Raw genomic sequence first — 20336 nt, 5'->3', positions numbered from 1 at the left:
AGTCTTTGGCGCTTGTAGCATCGGCTTCTTCTATTGCGTGTAAACGCCGGTTGAATCCTTGGTTCGCGCTTTGCGCGGGTGCCCCACATCTAAGAATCGGGATGTGGGGCACCCGGTTTAGCTCATGATGGCGCGGATATCTGCTGCGAGTTGATCGACGCGGGCGGGGTCGGTGTCCCAGGCGAACATGAAGCGTGCGCCGCCGCCGATGAAGGTGTAGAAGCGCCAGCCGCGTTCGCGAAGTTGTTGCAGATGCGGTTCGCTGGCGAGCAGGAATACTGCGTTGGCTTCCACGTCAAACATGATGCTGGCGTTGGCTACGTCTGCGATGGCTGCATTCAGGCGCTTCGCCATGGCATTCGCGTGTTCGCCGTTGCGCTTCCATGCGCCGCTTTCCAGCATGCCCACCCAGGGCGATGAGAGATAGCGCATTTTGGAGGCGAGCTGGCCTGCTTGTTTGCAGCGATAGTCGAAGTCTTCCGCGAGGGCGCGGTTGAAGAAGAGAATCGCTTCGCCTACAGCCATGCCATTCTTGGTGCCGCCGAAGCAGAGAACTTCCACGCCGGACTTCCATGTCATTTCAGCGGGCGTGCAACCGACGTGCGCGATGGCGTTGGCGAAGCGTGCGCCATCCATGTGCAGGTGCATCTTCAACTCGCGCGTGGTTTCGCTGATGGCTTTGAGCTGATCGAGTGTGTAGACGCGGCCCGTCTCGGTGGACTGCGTGATGGTGACGGCCTTGGGGCGAGGGAAGTGAATGTCCTGACGCGAGGTGGCAAGTGCGCGGATGGCTTCTGGCGTCATCTTGCCGTCGATGGTCTGCGCGGTGAGGAGCTTGCTGCCGTTGGAGAAAAATTCGGGTGCGCCACACTCGTCGGTTTCCACGTGCGCTGTCTGTGCGCAGATGACGGAGTGGTAGCTCTGGCAGAGCGACGCGAGCGACATGGAGTTGGCCGCGGTGCCGTTGAAGGCGAAGAAGACTTCGCAGTCTGTTTCGAAGAGATCGCGGAAGAGGTTAGAGGCCCGTGCCGTCCATGGGTCGTCGCCGTAAGGGGTGGCGTGGCCGTGGTTGGCTTCCTGCATGGCGGCCCATGCTTCAGGGCAGATGCCAGAGTAGTTGTCGCTGGCGAACTGTTGCGAATTATCAGTGCTGATGTGGCTCATGTCACCTCATTCGATGAAGCAAACATGCTTCTCGATGGACAGAGAAAGAGCGCTGGCTTGTGGCCAGCGCTCTTTGCAGATTCCAGTTACTGCGGAGCGCTACTTCTCCTCGTCATCCATGATGAGGATGGCGGCGGCGATGGTGGTGGTCCACAGGCCCTTCTTGTCGCCCACGGCGGACTGCGTTACGTTTGCCGTGCGGACGATCTTGTTGGAGATGCGGTAGATTTCCTTCTTCTCGTCCCAGCTCTTGTCGGGATCGAAATCTACATCGAGGGTGGTGGCGAGCATTTCTGCTGCCAGCTCTTCTGCGTAGTCACCGGCCTGATCTTCGGTTTCGCCGAAGCTGTGGTGCTCCGAGAGGTAGCCATAGGTGTTGCGATCGGTGGGGATAGCCACGCCGATCGACGAGACGCAAAGACGGTGCGCTTCACGCGTGCTGTTTTCCGCGACCACTGCAAAGACGACTTCGCCGGGATTCAGGTACTTGAGACCTTCCTTGCGAGTAATCAGCTTGCACTTGGGCGGGAAGATGGACGACACACGCACCAGATTCTGTGCCGCGATACCGGCGTCACGTAACGCCATCTCGAACGACGTGAGTCGCTCCTTATGCTTTCCTACGCCCTTCGTGAAGAAGATGCGCTTCGGAACCATGTTCATGCCCAATGTAGTCGTAGCCTCCAGACTGATTCGAAAGCTGCTGCCTATAAGCAGAAGCCCAAATGAAATTATCACATGTTGGAGGCCCTGCCGGGGCTTTTGGTCCGTGAGAATTGCTGGAATCGCAAATATTTACCTCAGCGAAAGACGACACGTTTTTTCGCACTCAAGAACGTCAATCTTCAGTAGGGGTTTACGGCGGATTTCTGCTAATTTAGGAATCGGTGATTCACCGCCTTTTCACACCACATCTGTAGCGAAAACCCACCGGGGTACTGGCAGAGCCAGCCTGGGGGAACTAAGGAGTCGTATGTCCGGCAACTACCGCGATTTTCTCGAACTGTCGTATGCAGAACTCGAAGACCTTAACCTGGCAGCTAAGGACCAGCGCAAGCAGCGCGTGGCAATCGACAAGATTCAGGAAGAGCGTCTGAAGTACCTGACGGACACGAAGGGCATTAAGGCCGTCACCGTGCTGTTCAGCGACCTGGAAGGCCGCCTGCACATGCTGGACTATGACAAGAAGTTCCTGGTCAACAGCTATGACAACCTGACCTTTGACGGTTCTTCGATCCGTGGCTTTACAGCGCAGAAGGAATCCGATCTTCGCCTTGGCCTGGATTGGAACGCGTTCTACTGGACGCCGTCGGATGTGTTCGGCACCGGCAAGGTTATGGTCTTCGGCGAAGTGATCGACAAGAACGGCGCACCGTATGCTGCCGATCTGCGTGGCATCCTGAAGCAGTACGCGAACAAGATGTACAGCGAGAAGGGCTACACCCTGAACGCTGCGAACGAAGTCGAGGGCTTCCTGTTCGAGGGTGTGGATGCGGAGCGCAGCTATCACAAGACCGGTAGCTTCGAGTACGTAAACGCCGGTGGCTACTACCACTCGCTGCCTGGCGATCCGCTGCGTGAGTTCATTGACACCGCTGCGGAAGTACAGCGCGCGATGGGTTTCGAAAACGAGAAGGACCACCCGGAAGTTGCGCCTTCGCAATTCGAGATCAACTACACCTATGGCGATGTGGTTTCCGCTGCTGACCAGATCCAGCTGTACAAGCTGATCTGCCGCCAGGTTGCTACGCAGATGGGTATGACCGCAACGTTCCTGCCTAAGCCCGTTACCGGTGTGAACGGCAGCGGCATGCACACCAACGTTTCCATCACCAAGGACAAGAAGAACCTCTTCTTCGACAAGGCCGGTGAAGAGAACATGAGCGAACTGGCATGGAGCTTCATCGACAAGATTCTGACGCACGGCAACGACATCTGCCTGCTGCTGAACTCGTCAGTGAATGCGTACCGCCGTCTCGATCCGCACTTCGAAGCTCCGAACCAGATCAAGGCTTCGGCTACGGATCGTGGATCGATGGTTCGTATTCCCATCGGCAACGAGAAGTCTGCTCGTGTTGAGGTTCGTTCGGTTGGTCCGGATGCGAACCCGTACGGTGTGCTGTACTCGGTCTTCAAGACGGGTCTGGACGGACAGGTTGGCAACATTGAAAACCTGCGTCAGGCTGCTCGCTACCTGCCGGACAACATCTACACCGCGATCGAGAACTTCCAGGGATCGGAGTGGATCACGACTCTGCTCGGTTCGGATGTGAAGGAGCGCTTTGCTGAGTTGAAGAAGGCTTCGGCTGACCGTTGCCCGCGTCTTCTGGGCACCGTCGTGAAGGGCAGCGAAGTGCAGTTCCACCACGAAGTCTACAACCAGCTCCTCTGGGGCCAGTTCTAGTGCTTCGCACGTGTTCGTCGTAGCAGCTAAGAGATCAAGAGCCCGGCTTCGTGCCGGGCTCTTTGATTTTGTGGTCGGTTTTAGCGACGGTTATCGGGTAGGTGGACGCGGAAGATTATGCCTGCGCCGAAACGGATGTTGCGCTGGCGATCGTCGACGCCGTTGGGCAGGTTGGTCTGCAGGTAGTCGACCTGGACGGGGCGCAGAAGGACTGCGTGGTTTAGTGGGAGGTCGATGCTTCCACCGAATGCCATTGCGAGATTTGTTGAGGTGTCGGTGTGCGTGTTGGTGGCGATGATGAAGTCGCTATCGAAGCCACGTACTGCTCCGAAGAGTACCTGTGCATTTAGACGGATGCGATGGATGGGTACGGTGTAACGCGGACCAGCGAGCAGCGTGATTTCGCTGAGTCCACGGGTGCTTGCGGGAACGCGAGCGACGGTGCTGCCGCCTGCTTCCACCACCCCGCGGAGATGCGGCAGGACGGGAATGGAGGCTTCTATGGCGCCTCCTTGAAGGAAAAAGCAGCCGCAACTTCCCGGTGGGGCATTCGCAGCCGTGACAGAGTAGCGCAGGCCTACCAGGAGAGTGTCGCCCTGCATTTGTGCTTGTGCCGCAGCGCATGACAATGCGACAGCGAGGAATGAGACGACGTACTTCATTGCGTGAGATCCAGTTCCACTGGGACGGTGTGGATGAGCGTGTCGCCCACGACGCCTGTGGTGGTGGCGGTGATGGTGCAGTTGTAGCGGTGTGTGTTGCTTGCGGTGCTGGTACTGGCCGTGGTGCGGAAACCGCCGCACCCTTGCAGTGTGAATGTGCAGCAGATTAGTAGGAAGGCAGGGAGGCGCTTTCGTTTCAGGGGGAAGATGCCGAGCAGAAGCAACGCCGTGAGTATGCCGGTGAGATTGGAAGGATGAAGCGCGAGTGTTGCGGGGATTTTGATCAGCAGCGATACCGCGACCGGGTCTCCCGCCAGAGTAAACGTGGATGGTGTAAAGGTCGCTGTGGCTCCGCTGGGCAGGCCGCTGATGGTGAGTGTGGTGGGGTGATTCAGTGTGCCGTTTAACGGTAAGAGCGTGATGGGGATGCTCACTGAGTTGTTGGCGCTGCCGCTGTAGCTGGCTGCGGATGTTGTGAGAGAGAAATCAGGCGCTGCGACAACCGTCTGCGTGGTTGAGCTCGATGTACTGGTGGCGTAGATGCTGTCGCCGCTATAGACGGCCTGGAGTGTGTGAGAGCCAGCCGTGAGCACGGTTGTGGAGAGTACGGCAGTCCCTGCTGCGAGCGGTATGGTGGCGAGATTGTTGTTGCCGTCCTGGAAGATGACATTGCCCGTGGGAGGCGTTAGCAAAGAACCTGCCACCGTTGCTGTGAGCTTGATGGGGGCTCCGGAATAGCTGATGGAGCCGTCGCTGACCAGCGAGATGCGCGACGTTGCGAGGTTTGTGCCGGAGACTCCGACGCCTGTGAGTCGCAACATGGACGGCGGTGCAGAGGCGGATTGGACCAGGCCGATTGTTTGTGCGCTTCCATTGGCTTGTGGAGTAAACGCTAACTGGAGGGAGCACTGAGCCTTCGCTGCGAGTGTGAAGGGCGGCGTGCCGCAGTTGCCGTTTGCGTTGATGGAAAACGCAGGCGACAGAGCGATGGATGCGATCTGCAGTGGCGTGTCTGCGGCATTCTGTAGCAGCAATGTCTGTGCTGCAGAGGTACGCCCGACGGGGATGCTTCCGAAGTCGATGGTGGGGAGTGCAAGATGTTGCACCTGATGGTTGCCGCGGTCGCTGATGGCAATGCCGCCGCTAGCGTCTGTTGCAACGGAAGAGGGGGAGTTGAGTGCGCCGGTTGCACTGGTGCCTTGTTTGCCATTGCCGGCGAGAGTGTTGCTTCCGGTGGTCGACGTTTGAAGCACCTGTTGCAGTTGCGCATCGGCAACGACGATGTTGCCGGAGGCGTCGAGTGTCATGCCTTCCGGGCTGCGGAAGGTTGTGCTGCCGTAGGGGCCGATGGTGCCGTCGGGTGACAGGATGCGGATACGGCGTGCGTCGGTATCGGCAATCAGGATCTTGCCATCGTTAAGAGCCAGGAGAGATGTCGGCCTGCGAAATGTGGCATTCGCCGCGGATTCTCCATCACCCGAATTGCCTTCTTTTCCTGTGCCAGCAACAGCGACAATGGTTCCGTTTGCGGCGAGGCGGCGGATACGGTGATTGCCTGTGTCGGCGATGAGGAGAGTGCCGTCGGCATCGAGGGCTAAACCGCTCGGATTGCGGAGTTGGGCGGTCTTAGCGTTTCTTCCGTCGCCTGAGTCTCCGGGCTTCCCGTTGCCCGTAACGGTCGTGATGGTTCCGTCGGGTGAGACGCTGCGAATACAGTGGTTTCCGGTATCTGCAATGAAGAGAGTTCCATCGGGTCTGAGGGCGATGGACGTGGGGCGGTTGAGGAGAGCGTTTGTGGCTGCGCCACCATCGCCCTCGTATCCCTCACGTCCTGTTCCGGCGATGACAGCGAGTTGGCCCGCGGGGGTAATCCGAGTGACGATGTTGTTTCGGCTATCGACAACGAAGAGGTTGCCCGCGGCATCATAACGGACCGTGCGCGGAGTTCCCATGCGCGTGGTGAGGGCATCTCCCGCAGTTGTCTTGCCATCACTGCCGCTGCCGCTCAGGGTAGTCATGGTGTTACCGGAGTTGAGGATCAGGCGAGTCTGCGAAGGCGCAGACGACGCCATGACAAAGAAAGCAAGCGCCATTGCGTGCCGCGGGCGTCGAGAGCCACAGCACACGGAACGGTGGATGTGGCCAGGAATTATCGTGGCCACGAAGGAACTTAGCTTCATGGAGTCAGGAGATTATCGCAGTTTTCGGGGGTCGCGAGCGAGGTACTAACACCTTTGGTACATAGTGAAGACCCACCTTTGGGGGTAGCCTTTAGTAACAGCTTTGTAGCTTGCCTAACTTTTCCAAACAATGGGAAACGGATGGCTGAATCATTCAGTGTGTGAGCTGGTCTTAGGGATTGCCGATACTCACGTTTGAAAGAGGCCAGTCAGGAGTATGCAGGAGTTGGAGTACCAATACTGGGTGCGTGAACAAGAACGCAGGTTGCGATCCGTATCTCACTCCGGTCGTGCACACGGCGGCATTCCTAAGTTCTCGATGGCATTTCAGCCAATCGTGAACGTCGCCAATGGTGGCGTTTACGGTTACGAGTCCCTTGTGCGCTCTGAGAGCGGCGACTCTGCACACAGCGTTCTTTCGCGTGTGCCTACGGAACATTTCCATACGTTTGATCGCGCGTGTCGATCCAAAGCGATGTCTGAGGCCATTCGTTGCGGGTTTCTCGAGACTGGTCCAACTCGTCTTTGTGTGAATGTGAATCCGAACGCGGCGATCAACGAGGCGAGCGATCTTCGGCGTACATGTGATGAAGCCGCCGAGATGGGGTTCCCGCTGGATCGGCTTGTGCTCGAGCTGGTGGAAGATGAAGAGATCTGGGATCTGACGAAGCTAAAGCCCATCATCGATGAGTATCGCGAGTACGGCGTGAAGGTGGCGATGGATGACTTCGGCGCGGGCTATTCCGGCCTGAAGCTGCTGTCGCGGCTGAAGCCCGATGTGATCAAGCTGGATATGGCGCTTGTCCATGCGATGGATGAAGACCGCACGTCGCAGGTGATTGTGAAAGCGATTGTGCAAGCCTGCTTTGAACTAGGCATTGTGACCATCGCAGAGGGAGTGGAGCGCTACGACCAGGCGATGCGTCTGCGCGATATGGGCGTGGTCTTTCAGCAGGGTTATTACTTCGCCCGGCCCGCTTTTGAGGCGCTTCCCACTGTCCAGTTCGAGTTGCCGGAGTTGCAGATCGGCGCGGCGACCCACAACTCCTCTTTCTAAGCGAAGAAGAATTCTTTTGTGCGCAGTTCCTTGATGGTGTCGCGCAGCTTCGCAGCCTTTTCAAATTCAAAGTTCTTTGCGGCTTCGCGCATCTCGGTTTCAAGACCGGCGATATGCTTGTCCAGTTCCTGCTGCGACGCGAAGTCCTGTACGGATGCGTCGGTGGTGACGTCGACGTAATCGGCTTCGGCGATGCCGACGAGAGCTTCACCGATGGGACGAACGACGGATTGCGGAGTGATGCCGTGCTCTTCGTTGTAGGCAAGCTGCTTTTCGCGGCGGCGGCTGGTTTCGTCGAGCGCGCGTTGCATGCTGTCGGTCATGTTGTCGGCGTAGAGGATGGCGCGGCCGTTGAGGTGTCGCGCGGCTCGGCCGATGGTCTGGATGAGTGATCCCTGCGAGCGGAGGAAGCCTTCCTTGTCCGCATCAAGGATGGCGACGAGCGAGACTTCCGGCAGATCGAGGCCTTCGCGGAGAAGGTTGATGCCGATGAGAACGTCGTATTCGCCTTTGCGCAAATCCCGCAGGAGTTTCACGCGTTCCAGTGTTTCGATTTCCGAGTGCATGTAACGGCACTTCACACCGACTTCGGTGTAATAGCCGCTGAGATCTTCGGCCATGCGTTTGGTTAGTGTTGTTACCAAAACACGTTCGTTCTTCGATACGCGGTCGCGGATCTCTGCGAGCAGATCGTCAATCTGGCCCTTGATGGGACGGATTTCTACTGGCGGATCGACGAGGCCGGTGGGACGAATGATTTGCTCGGTGATGACGCCTGCGGCTTTGGTGAGTTCGTAGGGGCCGGGCGTAGCGCTGACGTAGATGATCTGGCCGGCGCGATTTTCGAATTCATCGAACTTGAGCGGGCGGTTGTCCATTGCAGAGGGGAGGCGGAAGCCGTAATCAACGAGGTTGCCCTTGCGCGAGCGGTCGCCATGCCACATGCCATGAAGCTGCGGAACGGTGACGTGCGATTCGTCGATGAAGATCATGAAGTCGCGCGGGAAGTAATCGAAGAGTGTTGGCGGAGGTTCGCCTGGCAAGCGTCCGCTGAAGTGGCGCGAGTAGTTCTCAATGCCGTGGCAGTAGCCGACGGACTTGATCATCTCAAGGTCGAAGCGGGTGCGTTGATGGATGCGCTGCGCCTCCACCATGCGGCCTTCTTTTTCGAGTTGCGCTTCCCAGTCTGTAAGTTCGCTCACGATGGAGTCGATGGCTGCGGACTTGCGTTCGGGCTGCACGACGTAATGCGATTTGGGATAGATGGGAAGGCGCGAGTACTTCTGCTTGACGGTACCGAAGAGCGGATCGATCTGCGAGAGGGAATCGATCTCGTCGCCGAAGAGTTCGATGCGATAGGCGAGTTCGTCGTAGGTTGGGTAGACCTCGATGATGTCGCCACGAACGCGGAAGGTGCCGCGGCGGAAGTCGCCTTCGTTGCGCTCATAGAGGATTTCAACGAGACGACGGGTGATGTCTTCGCGGCGGATCTTCTGGCCCTTCTCCAGCAGCATCAACATGCCGTAATAGGCCTCCGGTGAACCGAGACCGTAGATGCAGGAGACGGACGAGACGATGATGCAGTCGCGGCGTTCGAAGAGTGAACGCGTTGCGCTGAGGCGCAGCTTGTCCAACTCGTCGTTGATGGTGGCTTCCTTCTCGATATAGAGATCGCCGCTGGGGATGTAGGCTTCGGGCTGGTAGTAGTCGTAGTAGCTGACGAAGTATTCGACGGCGTTGTTGGGGAAGAACTGTTTGAACTCGTGATAGAGCTGCGCGGCGAGCGTCTTGTTGTGTGCGAGGACAAGCGCGGGACGGTTTACGGCTTCAATGACCTTGGCCATGGTGAAGGTTTTGCCGCTGCCTGTGACGCCGAGGAGAACCTGATGCTGCTCGCCGTCGCGCAATCCCTGCGTCAGATCGGCGATCGCAGTTGGTTGATCACCCTGTGGTTTGTAGTCCGTCGCGAGCTGAAAGTCCATCCATTTAGTTTACCGTTTCTTCGCCTTTTTGCGGTGAAGGACGGCTTGCCGGACGGATGGACTTTCTGCGACGGGAGCGGTGTTTATTCGGTACGGAGCGCTTCCATGGGGTTGGCGGTTGCCGCACGACGGGCAGGCAGGGCGCTGGCCAGGAATGAGGAAACTCCAAGCACAAGGCAGGAGATGCCGAGTGTCAGAGGATCCCATCCGGAGACGCCGAAGAGGACCGATTTGAGAAGCGAAGCGGCGAGCACGGAAAGCAGCAAACCGCTTACGATGCCTGTGACGCTGAGGCGGGCAGCTTCGCGCAGCACCATGCCGTATATGGATTCGCGCCGCGCGCCGAGAGCCATGCGGACGCCAATTTCGCGGGTTCGGAGAGAGATGGAATAGCTGATGACACCATAGAGTCCGACAGCGCAGAGCAACAGAGCGGTTATCGCAAACGCACCCGCTAACCATGCAGCGCCACGATGAAGTGTGGCACTTTGCGAACTGTTGATGCGGTCGTTCATGGTCATGACGTCGCTCATCCCCAGGTCGGGATCGACGGAATGAATTACTCCGGGAAGTGATGCAATGACGGAGCTTTCACCGGACGAGACGCGCAGCGCGATGGCTTGTTGATCCGTCGATTGATACGCGGAGTAGTATGCCGCTGGCCAGATGGGATCATCGAGGGCGCCTTCATGCAGGTCGTCGATGACACCGACGATGGTTTTCATGGATTTTGGTTCGAGTGAAGTGTTCCCGAAGGTTTTGCCGATGGGGTTCTGGCCGGGGAAATAGTTTTCGGCGAAGCGTCGATTGACTACGGCTACCAAGGGTTTGCCAACGGTGTCCTGCTCGGAGATGAAGCGGCCCTTTAGCAGTGGGACGCCAAGTGTCTGCAGGTATGTGGATGACGCGCTGCGGCCGTTGATCTCAATGTGCTTGCCGTCGTAGGGGCGATCGGGGAAACGGATCCAGTCGGTATTGCCGTTAAAGCTGACGGGCATTATGCCGCCGAATCCTGCGGCGGTGACACCCGGGAGTGTTGCGAGGCGTTCGATGACCCTGCGCTGAATGGCTACTTGTGAGTCGTCGGTGGGGAACTTCTTGCCGGGCGCAACAACAATTACTGTGACCAGGTGATCGGAATTGAAGTTGAGGTCTGTGCGTAGGAGATTTGCCAGGCTGCGCGAGAGCAATCCGGCACCTGCCAACAACACGACTGCAACTGCCACTTCTGTAATGACCAATAGCGATCCCACTCGATTCCAACTGAGGCTGCCGGAACCCGCACTAGCGTTGCCTTCAGCGATGGCGCGCTGCAACGCGTTCCATGAGATGCGAAGGCTTGGAATCATGGAGAACAGGATGATGGCGCCAAGTGCTATGGAGATCGCAAAGAGTAAGGTGTCGCGGTTGATGGAGACGGAGTCAAAGAACGGCATCTGATCGCGCATGCTTTGTGGCACCAGAAGCATGATGAAGCGCACGCTCAACAGGGCGAGTGCCATGCCGCTCAGTGTGCCGGTGAGTACGAGCGTGATGCTTTCGGTTGCGAACTGCCGCAACATTCTGCGGCGCGTTGCACCAAGGGCGGAACGCAATGCGAATTCGCGACGTCGGCCTTCGGATCGTGCCAGCAAGAGGCTGGCGACATTGATGCAAGCAATGAAGCACAGCAGCAGAGCCGCAGTCAGCAGGACGTAAAGCACGGGGCGGATTCTGCGAACGACCTGTTCTGTGAGCGGCATCGCTACGCCACCCTCACCGCGATTGGAGTCGGGATATTGTGACTCCAGATTGTGCGCGATTGCTTTCACATCTGCGTCAGCTTGTTGGAAGGTGACGCCCGGCTTGAGACGTGCCACTCCGTTGAGAGAGTGGCAACTTCTACGTCCTTCGCATAAATCTTTATCCGGCGTGATGGCAGTAATTGCCTGGAGACGGCCGCGCGGTGCGAACTGAAATTTTTCGGGGAGGACGCCGATGACGGTGTATTTATCGCCGCTGAAATCGAGTACGTGATTCACGATGTTTGGGTCACTGTGGAAGTTGTCTCGCCACAACTCGTAGCTGATCATGACAACCTTTGCGGCTCCGGCAAGATTGTCTGTCGCGGCGAAGTCGCGGCCAGCGGCAGGATGAACGCCGAGTGTCGCAAGAAAGTTCGCACTGACGCGCATTGCGGGCGTGAAGACAAGGCCTTCGCCCACGCGCATTTGGAAGCCGCCATAGCGCCATACGGCAAGTGATTCAAAGCTTTTGTTCTGCTGATTCCAGTCCTGGTAGTCCTGCCAGGAGAGGTTGGCAGGACCCATGATTTCGACGGTCTCTGTAACCCATGCGAGGCGCTGCGGCTCGCGGTAGGGCAGCGGCTTGATCATGGCCGCGTCCACGAAGGCGAAGATGGCGATGCTGGCGCCGAAGCCAAGTGCAAGTGTGAAGATGGCCGTAAGAGTGAAGCCGGGTTTGCGATGAAGCTGGCGCAGTGCAAAGCGGAGGTCTTGAAGGAACTCCTCAACCGAGGGCAGTGTGCGACGATCGCGAACGGATTGCATGGTTTGTTCCAGTCCTCCTAATTGCAGTAGCGCCTGACGGCGGGCTTCTTCGTGGGAAAGGCCGCGGAGTTCGCCGTCCTCTGTCATCAGGGCGAGATCGTGCGCAAGTTCTTCACGCATGCCGGGCTCGCTGGACGGAGCTGTCCAGAGGCCGCGCACGCGGATGAAAAAAGCACGCAGAGCGGCGATCATTTTGCGGCCTCAAGCGCCAGGAAGCGGGCCATGATTTCGCTGGTCTGCTGCCAGCTCTTTGTTTCGGTTGCGAGGCGGCGATGACCGGCGCGGGTGAGGGAATAGAACTTGGCGCGGCGATTGTTATCCGAGTTGCCCCACTCCGCTGCGATGTAGCCTTCCTGCTCAAGCTTCACGAGCGCGGGATAGAGCGTGCCGTAGTTGAGCGCGAGGAGATCGCCGCTGGTCTGCTCGATGCGGCGCGCGATGCCATAGCCATGCTGGGCGCCCATGCTTTGCAGGGTTTTCAGCACCATCAGGCTCAGGGTTCCTTGCCACACATCCGCGCGTTCGCTCATCGACAGCTCCTATAGGGAACCCATAGGGGTTCCTATGGTTATCCAATAGAACACTGTGGTGCTGATTTGGCAAGGAGATTTTCGCCTGTCTGCCGTTTCTGTGTGCTGTATACGCTGTTGAGATTGCCAAAGTTCGGGGAAAATTTTGGTGTTTTACGGGGCAAATTCGGGTGTAGTCTGCGTGCACTATCCTCTGCCGTTTGTACTGGAGTTCCGCATGGCAACTTCGTCCCTCGCATTTGATGAATCAGCACTGCCTGCTGGCGTTGCGGAAGAACTGGCTGGGCCACCTGAACCGTCGCTCGGCCCGGTATCTCGTCAAGAGCGCATTGGTGCGCTGGATGTGCTGCGCGGATTTTCGCTGATGGGCATCCTGATCATGAATGTGACGGATTTTGCCTACGGCTATACGAATTACGCGGTGCCGTTGAGCATGCTTGTGCCTGTGTTTAATGGGCCGCATGCGAAGGCGAATACGCTGGCGTGGATGTTGCGCTGGGTGCTGGCGGAAGGCAAGATGCGTGCCATGTTCAGCATGTTGTTTGGCGCAGGCGCGGTGTTGCTGACGGAGCGTGCGGAGCGGCGTGGCGGTGGCGATCGTGTGGCGGATATCTATCTTCGCCGCAATATGTGGCTGGTCGTGTTTGGGATGCTGCACGCGCTTCTGATCTGGAATGGCGACATTCTTTTCTGGTATGGCGTCACGGGCTTGATCTTCCTGTATCCCATGCGTCACTTGAAGTCGAAGACGCTGCGAAGGACTGCCGGATGGTTGCTGTTGGTGTGGGTGCTGGCTGCGGGTGTTGGGCGCAGTGTAGGCGTGTATTACACGAACAAGGGTGGCGTTGATGCCATTGCCAAGGTGCATGCGGGTAAAACGCTGACAGAGAAGGAACGCAAGAACATTGTTGAGAAGGTGTCGCAGGACAAAGACTGGAGCCGCCTGCGCGTAGACACAGAAAAAGATATTGCTGACCACAAGGGCTATGGCAAGGCATTGGCCGCCGACGCGAAGGATGCAATCAAGTCAGAGCAGGTGATCGAGTTTGCGTTTCCGGATGTGCTGATCTTCATGCTGCTGGGCATGGCGCTATACAAGAATGGATTTCTTACCGGTGAGCAATCGACGAAGGTGTACGTTTGGACCGCCGTGATTGGCTATGCGATTTCGTTGCCGCTGGGTGCGGCTGGGGCGATCATCGCGTGGAAGAGCGGCTTTGAGATTGTGAAGTCTACGATCTGGTTATTCGCGCCTTACGATATTTGTCGCGTGAGCGGCGCATTAGCGAATGCCGCGGTGATCCTGTTGATTGTGCGTGCTGGTGCATTACGTTGGGCTGCGAAGGCTGTGGCCAACGTGGGGCAGATGGCGTTGTCCAACTACCTGGCAACGAGCGTGATCTGCCGCTTCCTGTTTGTGTGGGGACCAACGCACTGGTACGGGTACATGACATACTACAAGGTCTATTACGTGATGGCGGGAGTGTGGGCGTTCAACCTGATCTTCAGTGCCATCTGGCTGCGCTACTTCCAGTTTGGGCCGGTGGAGTGGGCGTGGCGTTCGCTGACTTACTGGCATCGCCAGTCGATGAAGCTACGTGTGTCGTCTGCGGAGACGGCCGCGGCTTAGTAAACTAAGAGCTTGGCGAACACTTCAAAGAAAGTCGAAGACCCGTCCACGCTGCGCGGACATGCGCTGGCTGTTGCGCTGCTGTCAGCGGGCGCGCTGTTTATGGAGAACCTGGATGCGACGATTATCGCGACCGGGTTGCCGACGATGGCGCGCGATTTCGGCACGTCTGCCATTGCCGTGAACGTTGGCATTACGGCCTATCTGCTAACCCTGGCGATCTTCATTCCGGTGAGCGGATGGGTGGCCACGCGGTTTGGCGAGCGACGCGTTTTCACATCGGCCATTCTGATCTTCACTTGCGCCTCTGCCTTGTGTGGGCTTAGCCATACGTTGCCGTTGTTTACGGCTTCGCGCGTGTTGCAGGGCATTGGCGGGTCGATGATGGTGCCGGTTGGGCGGTTGATGGTGCTGCGCGCTTCCACCAAAGCGCAGTTGATGAAGGCGATTGCTTACACGATCTGGCCTGCGCTGGTGGCGCCTATCCTTGGGCCACCGTTGGGTGGGTGGATTCTGTCGTTTACGACGTGGCCGTGGATGTTTCTGCTGAACGTGCCGATTGGCGTGGTGCTGTTTGCGCTGGCGTTGAAGCTGGTCCCGAAGGATCGTGAGACGGTTCGTGAGAGTTTCGATCTTCCGGGATTTCTGCTTGCTGGATCGGCTTCGTTCTGCCTGATGTATCTGCTGGAATCGCTGGAAGTGCAACATGCTCCCGGGATGAAGGCTGCGGTGTTGCTGGTGTTGACTGTCGCGTTGTCAGTGGCATTGGTGTGGTGGCTGCGTCGAGCGGAAAAGCCTTTGTTTTCGCTGGAGGTGTTTCGTATTGAGACATTCCGCGTATCGAATGGTGCTGGCTCGTTGTTCCGGATGGCAGTATTTTCTGTGCCGTTCCTGTTGCCGTTGTTGTTTCAGGAGGCATTCGGGCTGAATCCCCTGGAATCGGGATCGCTGACGATGGCGGTGTTTGCAGGGAATCTTGCGATGAAGCCGCTGACGGGGCCGCTGCTTCGTCGCTATGGCTTTCGCACCGTTCTGCTGTGGAATGGGACGTTGACCGCGTTAGCGCTGGTGGCTTGCGGATGGCTTCATGCAACCACGCCAAAGGTGATCACTCTGCTTGTTCTGTTTGCGGGTGGACTTGGGCGATCGATGGAACTGACGGCGCTTACGACGATGGGATTCGCGGACCTGCCGGAGAAGTTGAAGAACAGCGGCACCACGCTGGCTACGACGATTAACCAGATGACGACGAGTCTTGGTGTGGCTGTTTCTGCGCTGGCTTTGCACGGCAGCGCACTGGTGCGTGGTGGTGCAAGTGCGTTTGATTTTCGGGTTGCGTTTTGCGTGATGGCTGGCTTGGCTGCGTTGAGTTTGCCATCGTATTGGACGATGCATCCTGCTGCCGGTGCGGCGGTGAGTGGAAACCTGATCCGGCAGGAACGAGAAGCTACTCCTGCCGAGGGTTAGCGCAGAAGTGTTTGTAGAGCATTGAGCCATTTGGTTGGGCTATCCACCATCGCATCCGGGCCCGCTTCGCGTAGTTTTTCCGGTGCTAATCCGTAGCTGCACCCCAGGCAGAAGGCGCCAGCGTTGCGTGCGGTGGCGACGTCGACGTGGGAGTCGCCTACGAGGACGGTTCGTTGCGAGGATACCGGGCGGCCCAGCATGCGCGATGCTTCTTCCATCAATGAGTGCATGCCTTCGGGATCGGGCTTCTTGGTGGGGAAACTGTCGCCGCCATAGTTGGCGAAGAAGAACTCAGACAGCCCAAGGCCAGAACAGATGACGTGCGATGGGCGGTATGGCTTGTTGGTGAGGATTGCCATCGGCAGGGATGGTGCAGTTGCGCGGATCTTGCGGAGTTCACTGATCACGCCGGGATAGACGTAGGTGAAGTCGAGATCGTGCGCGCGATAGTAGTCCAGGAAGAAGGGAATCGCTTGCGCGAACGCTATTTCGTCCATGCCGCCTGTGGCTTCTAAAGCACGGCGCACGAGCATTGCAGCGCCATCACCGATGAACTCTGCAATGCGATGGGGCGGGAGCTTCTCGCGGCCCAGAAAGGCGAGTGTTGCATTGACCGACGCAGCGAGGTCTTGTTCCGAATCGATCAGCGTTCCGTCCAGATCGAAGACGAGAAGATCGCAGCGTAATTCGCTGCTGGCGTTCTCAGGCATACTTGCGCAACATGCCGAGGACCTTGCCCTGAATTGCGACGCGGTCGGCTGGGGCGAAGATGGGGGCCATCTCATTGTTGGAAGGCTGCAAGCGGATCAGGTTGCCTTCCTTGTAATAGCGCTTCAGCGTTGCGTCTGAACCGTCGACCAGCGCCACAACGATTTCACCTTCACGGGCGGTGCTGGTGCGTTCCACCAATACATAGTCGCCGTTGACGATGTGTTCGTCGCGCATGCTGTCGCCGCGGACTTCGAGGGCGAAGACTTCGCGGTTGCCGATGATCTCCGAGAGGGAGATAGATTCGGCTGTTTCGATGGCTTCCACGGGGCGGCCAGCAGCGATGCGGCCCAGGAGAGGCAGACGTTCATTCCCTTTACGGGAATTCCTTGGTGAAAGGACGTCGATGGAGCGGCTGCGGTTATGGGCGCGTTGCAACAGGCCCTTATTGTGCAGGTTTGTGATGTGTTTATGCACTGTTGCGAGCGAATTCAGACCGAGCCCAGCCGCAATTTCTTCGTAGGAAGGGGAGTATCCCTTGCGCTGGGTAAAGCCTGAGAGGAAGTCCAGAACCTCTTTTTGTCGCCGCGTGATCGCCATGGCTGAAATTGTAGCGAATAAAAGGCGAACTGCAAGGTAAAAATATTTTGTACCAAGAAAGCCAATGGGGTAGCGCGGTCGTTCCCGATGTGGTACGACTCGCCGACGCAGTGCCAAGCGAATTATTGTTTTGCTCTTATGTTCGCGTCATCTTGGAGTGGAGACAGATGCCGGATCGGAAAGCGCACCTGCCCGCACATGGACAAACGGAACGCAGGAGGAACAGAGATGAGAGTGATGGTGGCAGAAGATGATGCGGCACTTTCTTTGTTTTTGAAGAAGGCGCTCGAACTGGAAGGACACACCGTTCGCGCCGTTGCAGATGGCGCAAGTACGGTGGAAGGTATTCAGGAGGACGTGCCCGATCTGCTGGTACTGGATCTGGGACTTCCGCAGATGGATGGAATGGATGTGCTGCGCGCACTGCAAGACCGGGTTGCGTCAATGTCGATCCTGGTGCTGACGGGCCGGTCGCAGTTATCTAACAAGATTGAATGCTTGGAGTTGGGAGCGGACGACTATCTGTTGAAACCGTTCTCAATGCATGAACTGCTTGCACGTTGCAAGGCAATTGGTCGGCGGCGGATGGGATCTGCGGCGGGCATTCTGCAATGTGCAGGGGTGCGGATGGATCGCATTCAACGTACTGTTTCGTATCAGGACGAAGTTTTGGAATTTACCTCGAAGGAATTCCTGTTGCTGGAGTACCTGTTGCTGCAGAAGGGACGGGCGGTGTCACGTCGTGAATTGCTGGAGAACGTGTGGCAGATGTCGCCAGATGCAGGAACCAACGTGGTGGATGTGTATGTGAACTATCTCCGTCGCAAGCTAGGCGCAGTGGGAGCATCAGGCTTGGTGCAGACAATGCGTGGCGAGGGATATGGCATTGCCGCGAAACATAATATTGGTACGCCGCGATTTGGTGCGATGTCTGCCACCACGGGTTATCGAGCAGCGCTGGAGGTTGCGTGAACCAGATGAGGTCGACTGTGAACGATGCCGCATTGGAAGAGTTGGATGATGCTATTCACATGCTTGCGCAGCCATTGACGGCGCTGTTGTTTACCGTGGAGATGGCTGCTCTTCGAACAGATCCGGAGCAGATCCAGGACGCGTTGAAGACCGCGCGTACGGAGTGCCGCCGAGCGGTTGCGGAGATGGATCGAGTGCGTGAGGCAGTAGCGCGTCTGCACGCGGGAGGAACGCGATGAATCCGATGGCGGCTGCGTCTGTTCAGCAACGCTCTGTGGTGTTAGTAACTCCTGATACGGAGTTGCGGCATAAGCTTTCTGCTTTGCTTGCTGGCCTGCGTTGGCAGGTGTTTCCTGCTTCCGGAGGGGCGGAGGCAATGATGCATCTCGGAAGCATGGCACCGGAGGCGATGATTGTGGATCATTGGCTGCCGGACCTGGATGCGTCAGAGTTCGCGGAGTACGCTGCGACGGTTTGTCCTGCGACGGATATGTTGCAGATGGATGGCAGCTGTAACGGGTCCACGGTGCGTAGTGCGCGACGCAATGAGCTGCTGCACGCGTTGCGAGAGGCGCAGGAAATTCGCATGGAACCTTCGCCTTCAACCGGAGGTTTCGACGGGGCATCCTGGCTTCATGCGCCTGTTACAGCGCCCGTTTCGATGCCTGTATTTGCGGCCAAGCCGATGGTGCCTGACGTCCCGGAAGAGATCAAGATGCATCTTCCTGAATTTGTCGGCGATGCTTTGAAGATGCGGGAGTTGGCACTGCAGATCCGGCTGGTGGCTGCTCATACGGCGAACGTGCTGGTGTTGGGCGAAACGGGTACGGGAAAAGAGCTGGTGGCAAAGGCCGTGCATCGGTTGAGTCCTCGTGCAGGAAAGCCGTTTGTTGTGCTGAACTGTGCTGCCATTCCGGAACATCTGCTGGAGGCGGAATTGTTTGGTCATACGCGGGGCGCGTTTACAGGAGCGGTTTCCTCGCGCATGGGGCGCATTGAAGCAGCGCATGGCGGCACGCTGTTTCTGGACGAAATTGGAGAGATGCCTCTGCCGCTACAGGCGAAGATGCTTCGTTTCCTGGAGAGTGGCGAGATTCAGAAGGTGGGTGAGAATGACCCTATTCGTGTGGATGTGCGCATTGTCGCGGCCACACACCAACCGTTAGAGGAACTGGCGCGTGATCGGCGATTCAGGCCGGATTTGTATTACCGTCTTGCGGTATTTCCAGTGGAGATACCGGCATTGCGGGAGAGGCGTGAAGATATTCCCATGCTGGTGGAACATACATTACGCAAACTGGGCGATAGCATGCCCCGTAAATCTATCAGCAGAGAAGCCTTGGCTTTATTGATGGACCTTGATTGGTCAGGCAATGTTCGTGAACTTGGCCATATGATCCACCGCGCGGTGATTTTGTGCGGTGAGGAATCGGGTATCCGACCAGAACATATCCGGCTGCCGGGACAGATTTCAGTGATGCAACATTAGAAAAATCGCAAGCAAAGCATAGCTCGCAGTTAGGCCGCTCTCAGGAGCGGCCTAACTCTTGGCCTTCAGAATGCACTTATCGGCAGTAAGTCATTCTGCCTTTAATTGAAGGGAGGCTTCATGCTTGAGATGCCAACGGCCGATGCGCTGGAACGTTATCTGACACTGACCACACAGCAGATGAAGCTGACCGCGGCAAACATGGCCAATGTAGACACTCCCGGATATCGCACGCAGGGTTTGGACTTTGAGGGTGAGTTTGGGAAAGCGCTGGATGCGCACGGTATGAGTGGCGATCTGACCATAAGTGATGTTGGTGGGCTGACATCGCGACCGGATGGCAACAACGTTTCTCTCGATCGCGAATCGATGCTGATGGCGCAGACTCAGTTGCAATTTCGCACAGGTGTGGAACTGCTGAGGCATCAGTACTCGCAAATGATGGACGCTATTAAGTCGGACGGTAAGTGAGTTAACCAATGAACCTATTTGGAATGATGCAGGTTACAGGTTCGGCACTGACGGCGCAGCGTGTGCGGGCCGATGTGGTGGCTGCAAATATGGCGAATGCAGAGACCACGCGGACGGAAGACGGTGTGCCGTATCAGCGACAGAGCGTCGTGTTGCAGAGCGTTGGTGAAAATACGTTTGCCGGTGCGATGAAAAGTTTTGGATTGAGTAATGCGAGTGCGCCGGAAGGTGGCGTGAAGGTCGCTGAGATTCTCAAGAGCGAGGCGCCGCCATTGCGACGCTATGATCCTTCGCACCCGGATGCAGATGGGGATGGTTATGTTTCGTTTCCGGATATCAATCCGGTGACGGAGATGGTGGATCTGATGGGCGCCAGTCGCTCGTATGGTTTGAACGCAAGTGCTTTGCAGGCTGAAAAAGGCATGTTGAGCGCTTCCATAGACCTGTTGAAGTAAACGGACGGAGAGAGAG

At 57.4% G+C, this 20336-nt stretch carries 18 protein-coding genes; 9 read left to right on the top strand and 9 right to left on the bottom strand.

All coding sequences use genetic code 11. The features are described from left to right. Positions 1 to 117 precede the first annotated feature (117 nt). Together M504_RS03420 and M504_RS03415 are read right to left on the bottom strand one after the other, a co-directional pair. The gene (locus tag M504_RS03420) at positions 118 to 1164 is read right to left on the bottom strand and encodes a low specificity L-threonine aldolase (RefSeq protein ID WP_047488011.1); all 1047 of its coding nucleotides are present in this window, start codon (positions 1162 to 1164) and stop codon (positions 118 to 120) included. 99 nt (positions 1165 to 1263) lie between these two features. Further along, entirely contained in the window at positions 1264 to 1827 is a 564-nt protein-coding gene (locus M504_RS03415) for a pyruvoyl-dependent arginine decarboxylase (RefSeq protein WP_232296297.1), read from the bottom strand. Between the two features lie 310 nt (positions 1828 to 2137). Here M504_RS03415 and M504_RS03410 point away from each other — a divergent pair, with 310 nt between their 5' ends. Beyond that, entirely contained in the window at positions 2138 to 3568 is a 1431-nt protein-coding gene (locus M504_RS03410; RefSeq protein ID WP_047488008.1) for a glutamine synthetase family protein, read from the top strand. 80 nt (positions 3569 to 3648) lie between these two features. Here M504_RS03410 and M504_RS03405 read toward each other — a convergent pair whose 3' ends face one another. Together M504_RS03405 and M504_RS03400 are read right to left on the bottom strand one after the other, a co-directional pair. Beyond that, positions 3649 to 4230, bottom strand: a complete 582-nt coding sequence (locus M504_RS03405; protein WP_047488005.1) for a hypothetical protein — start codon at positions 4228 to 4230, stop codon at positions 3649 to 3651. Further along, a complete protein-coding gene (locus M504_RS03400; RefSeq protein WP_047488002.1) occupies positions 4227 to 6323 on the bottom strand; it encodes an Ig-like domain repeat protein in 2097 nt (698 codons plus the stop codon). The genes M504_RS03405 and M504_RS03400 overlap by 4 nt, the downstream gene beginning before the upstream one ends. A gap of 406 nt (positions 6324 to 6729) precedes the next feature. On the opposite strand from M504_RS03400, the gene M504_RS03395 reads away from it, so the two are divergent. Next, a complete protein-coding gene (locus M504_RS03395; RefSeq protein ID WP_047493283.1) occupies positions 6730 to 7467 on the top strand; it encodes an EAL domain-containing protein in 738 nt (245 codons plus the stop codon). Here M504_RS03395 and uvrB read toward each other — a convergent pair. From uvrB to M504_RS03380, 3 genes are all read right to left on the bottom strand, one after another. Beyond that, positions 7464 to 9449 carry an excinuclease ABC subunit UvrB gene (gene uvrB, locus M504_RS03390; protein WP_047487999.1) on the bottom strand — a complete coding sequence of 662 codons (1986 nt, stop codon included), beginning with the start codon at positions 9447 to 9449 and terminating at the stop codon, positions 7464 to 7466. The two genes, M504_RS03395 and uvrB, sit on opposite strands and share 4 nt — an antisense overlap. A gap of 83 nt (positions 9450 to 9532) precedes the next feature. Then, a complete protein-coding gene (locus M504_RS03385; RefSeq protein ID WP_047487996.1) occupies positions 9533 to 12190 on the bottom strand; it encodes an ABC transporter permease in 2658 nt (885 codons plus the stop codon). Continuing rightward, positions 12187 to 12528: a PadR family transcriptional regulator gene (locus M504_RS03380; RefSeq protein ID WP_047487992.1), complete on the bottom strand. Its 342-nt coding sequence runs from the start codon at positions 12526 to 12528 to the stop codon at positions 12187 to 12189. The genes M504_RS03385 and M504_RS03380 overlap by 4 nt, the downstream gene beginning before the upstream one ends. Positions 12529 to 12745: 217 nt before the next feature. Here M504_RS03380 and M504_RS03375 point away from each other — a divergent pair, with 217 nt between their 5' ends. Both M504_RS03375 and M504_RS03370 read left to right on the top strand, forming a co-directional pair. Beyond that, on the top strand, positions 12746 to 14158 hold the full coding sequence (locus M504_RS03375) for a DUF418 domain-containing protein (RefSeq protein ID WP_047487989.1): 1413 nt from the start codon (positions 12746 to 12748) through the stop codon (positions 14156 to 14158). A 12-nt stretch (positions 14159 to 14170) separates the two neighbouring features. Beyond that, positions 14171 to 15625: a DHA2 family efflux MFS transporter permease subunit gene (locus tag M504_RS03370; protein ID WP_232296144.1), complete on the top strand. Its 1455-nt coding sequence runs from the start codon at positions 14171 to 14173 to the stop codon at positions 15623 to 15625. Here M504_RS03370 and M504_RS03365 read toward each other — a convergent pair. Both M504_RS03365 and lexA read right to left on the bottom strand, forming a co-directional pair. Continuing rightward, positions 15622 to 16335 (bottom strand): HAD hydrolase-like protein, encoded by a 714-nt coding sequence (locus M504_RS03365; protein WP_047487985.1) that lies wholly within the window; start codon positions 16333 to 16335, stop codon positions 15622 to 15624. The two genes, M504_RS03370 and M504_RS03365, sit on opposite strands and share 4 nt — an antisense overlap. After that, a complete protein-coding gene (gene lexA, locus M504_RS03360) occupies positions 16328 to 16933 on the bottom strand; it encodes a transcriptional repressor LexA (protein ID WP_047487982.1) in 606 nt (201 codons plus the stop codon). The genes M504_RS03365 and lexA overlap by 8 nt, the downstream gene beginning before the upstream one ends. A gap of 228 nt (positions 16934 to 17161) precedes the next feature. Between lexA and M504_RS03355 the strand changes: the two genes are divergently transcribed. The 5 genes from M504_RS03355 to flgC all read left to right on the top strand — a co-directional run bounded on the left by M504_RS03355 (position 17162) and on the right by flgC (position 20320). Beyond that, entirely contained in the window at positions 17162 to 17905 is a 744-nt protein-coding gene (locus M504_RS03355) for a response regulator transcription factor (RefSeq protein ID WP_047493278.1), read from the top strand. After that, complete coding sequence (locus tag M504_RS03350; protein WP_047487975.1) at positions 17902 to 18144, top strand: histidine kinase; 243 nt, start codon at positions 17902 to 17904, stop codon at positions 18142 to 18144. The genes M504_RS03355 and M504_RS03350 overlap by 4 nt, the downstream gene beginning before the upstream one ends. Beyond that, on the top strand, positions 18141 to 19394 hold the full coding sequence (locus M504_RS03345; RefSeq protein ID WP_052200294.1) for a sigma-54 dependent transcriptional regulator: 1254 nt from the start codon (positions 18141 to 18143) through the stop codon (positions 19392 to 19394). The genes M504_RS03350 and M504_RS03345 overlap by 4 nt, the downstream gene beginning before the upstream one ends. A 120-nt stretch (positions 19395 to 19514) precedes the next feature. Continuing rightward, complete coding sequence (locus M504_RS03340) at positions 19515 to 19865, top strand: flagellar basal body protein (protein WP_047487972.1); 351 nt, start codon at positions 19515 to 19517, stop codon at positions 19863 to 19865. A gap of 8 nt (positions 19866 to 19873) precedes the next feature. Beyond that, positions 19874 to 20320 carry a flagellar basal body rod protein FlgC gene (gene flgC / locus M504_RS03335; RefSeq protein WP_047487969.1) on the top strand — a complete coding sequence of 149 codons (447 nt, stop codon included), beginning with the start codon at positions 19874 to 19876 and terminating at the stop codon, positions 20318 to 20320. The last annotated feature ends 16 nt before the right edge of the window (positions 20321 to 20336 follow it).

The organism is Terriglobus sp. TAA 43 (assembly GCF_000800015.1).
In the GTDB taxonomy this organism is placed as follows: domain Bacteria; phylum Acidobacteriota; class Terriglobia; order Terriglobales; family Acidobacteriaceae; genus Terriglobus.
Note: the sequence above shows the minus strand (reverse complement) of the source record. Positions and strands in the feature narration are given on the sequence as shown.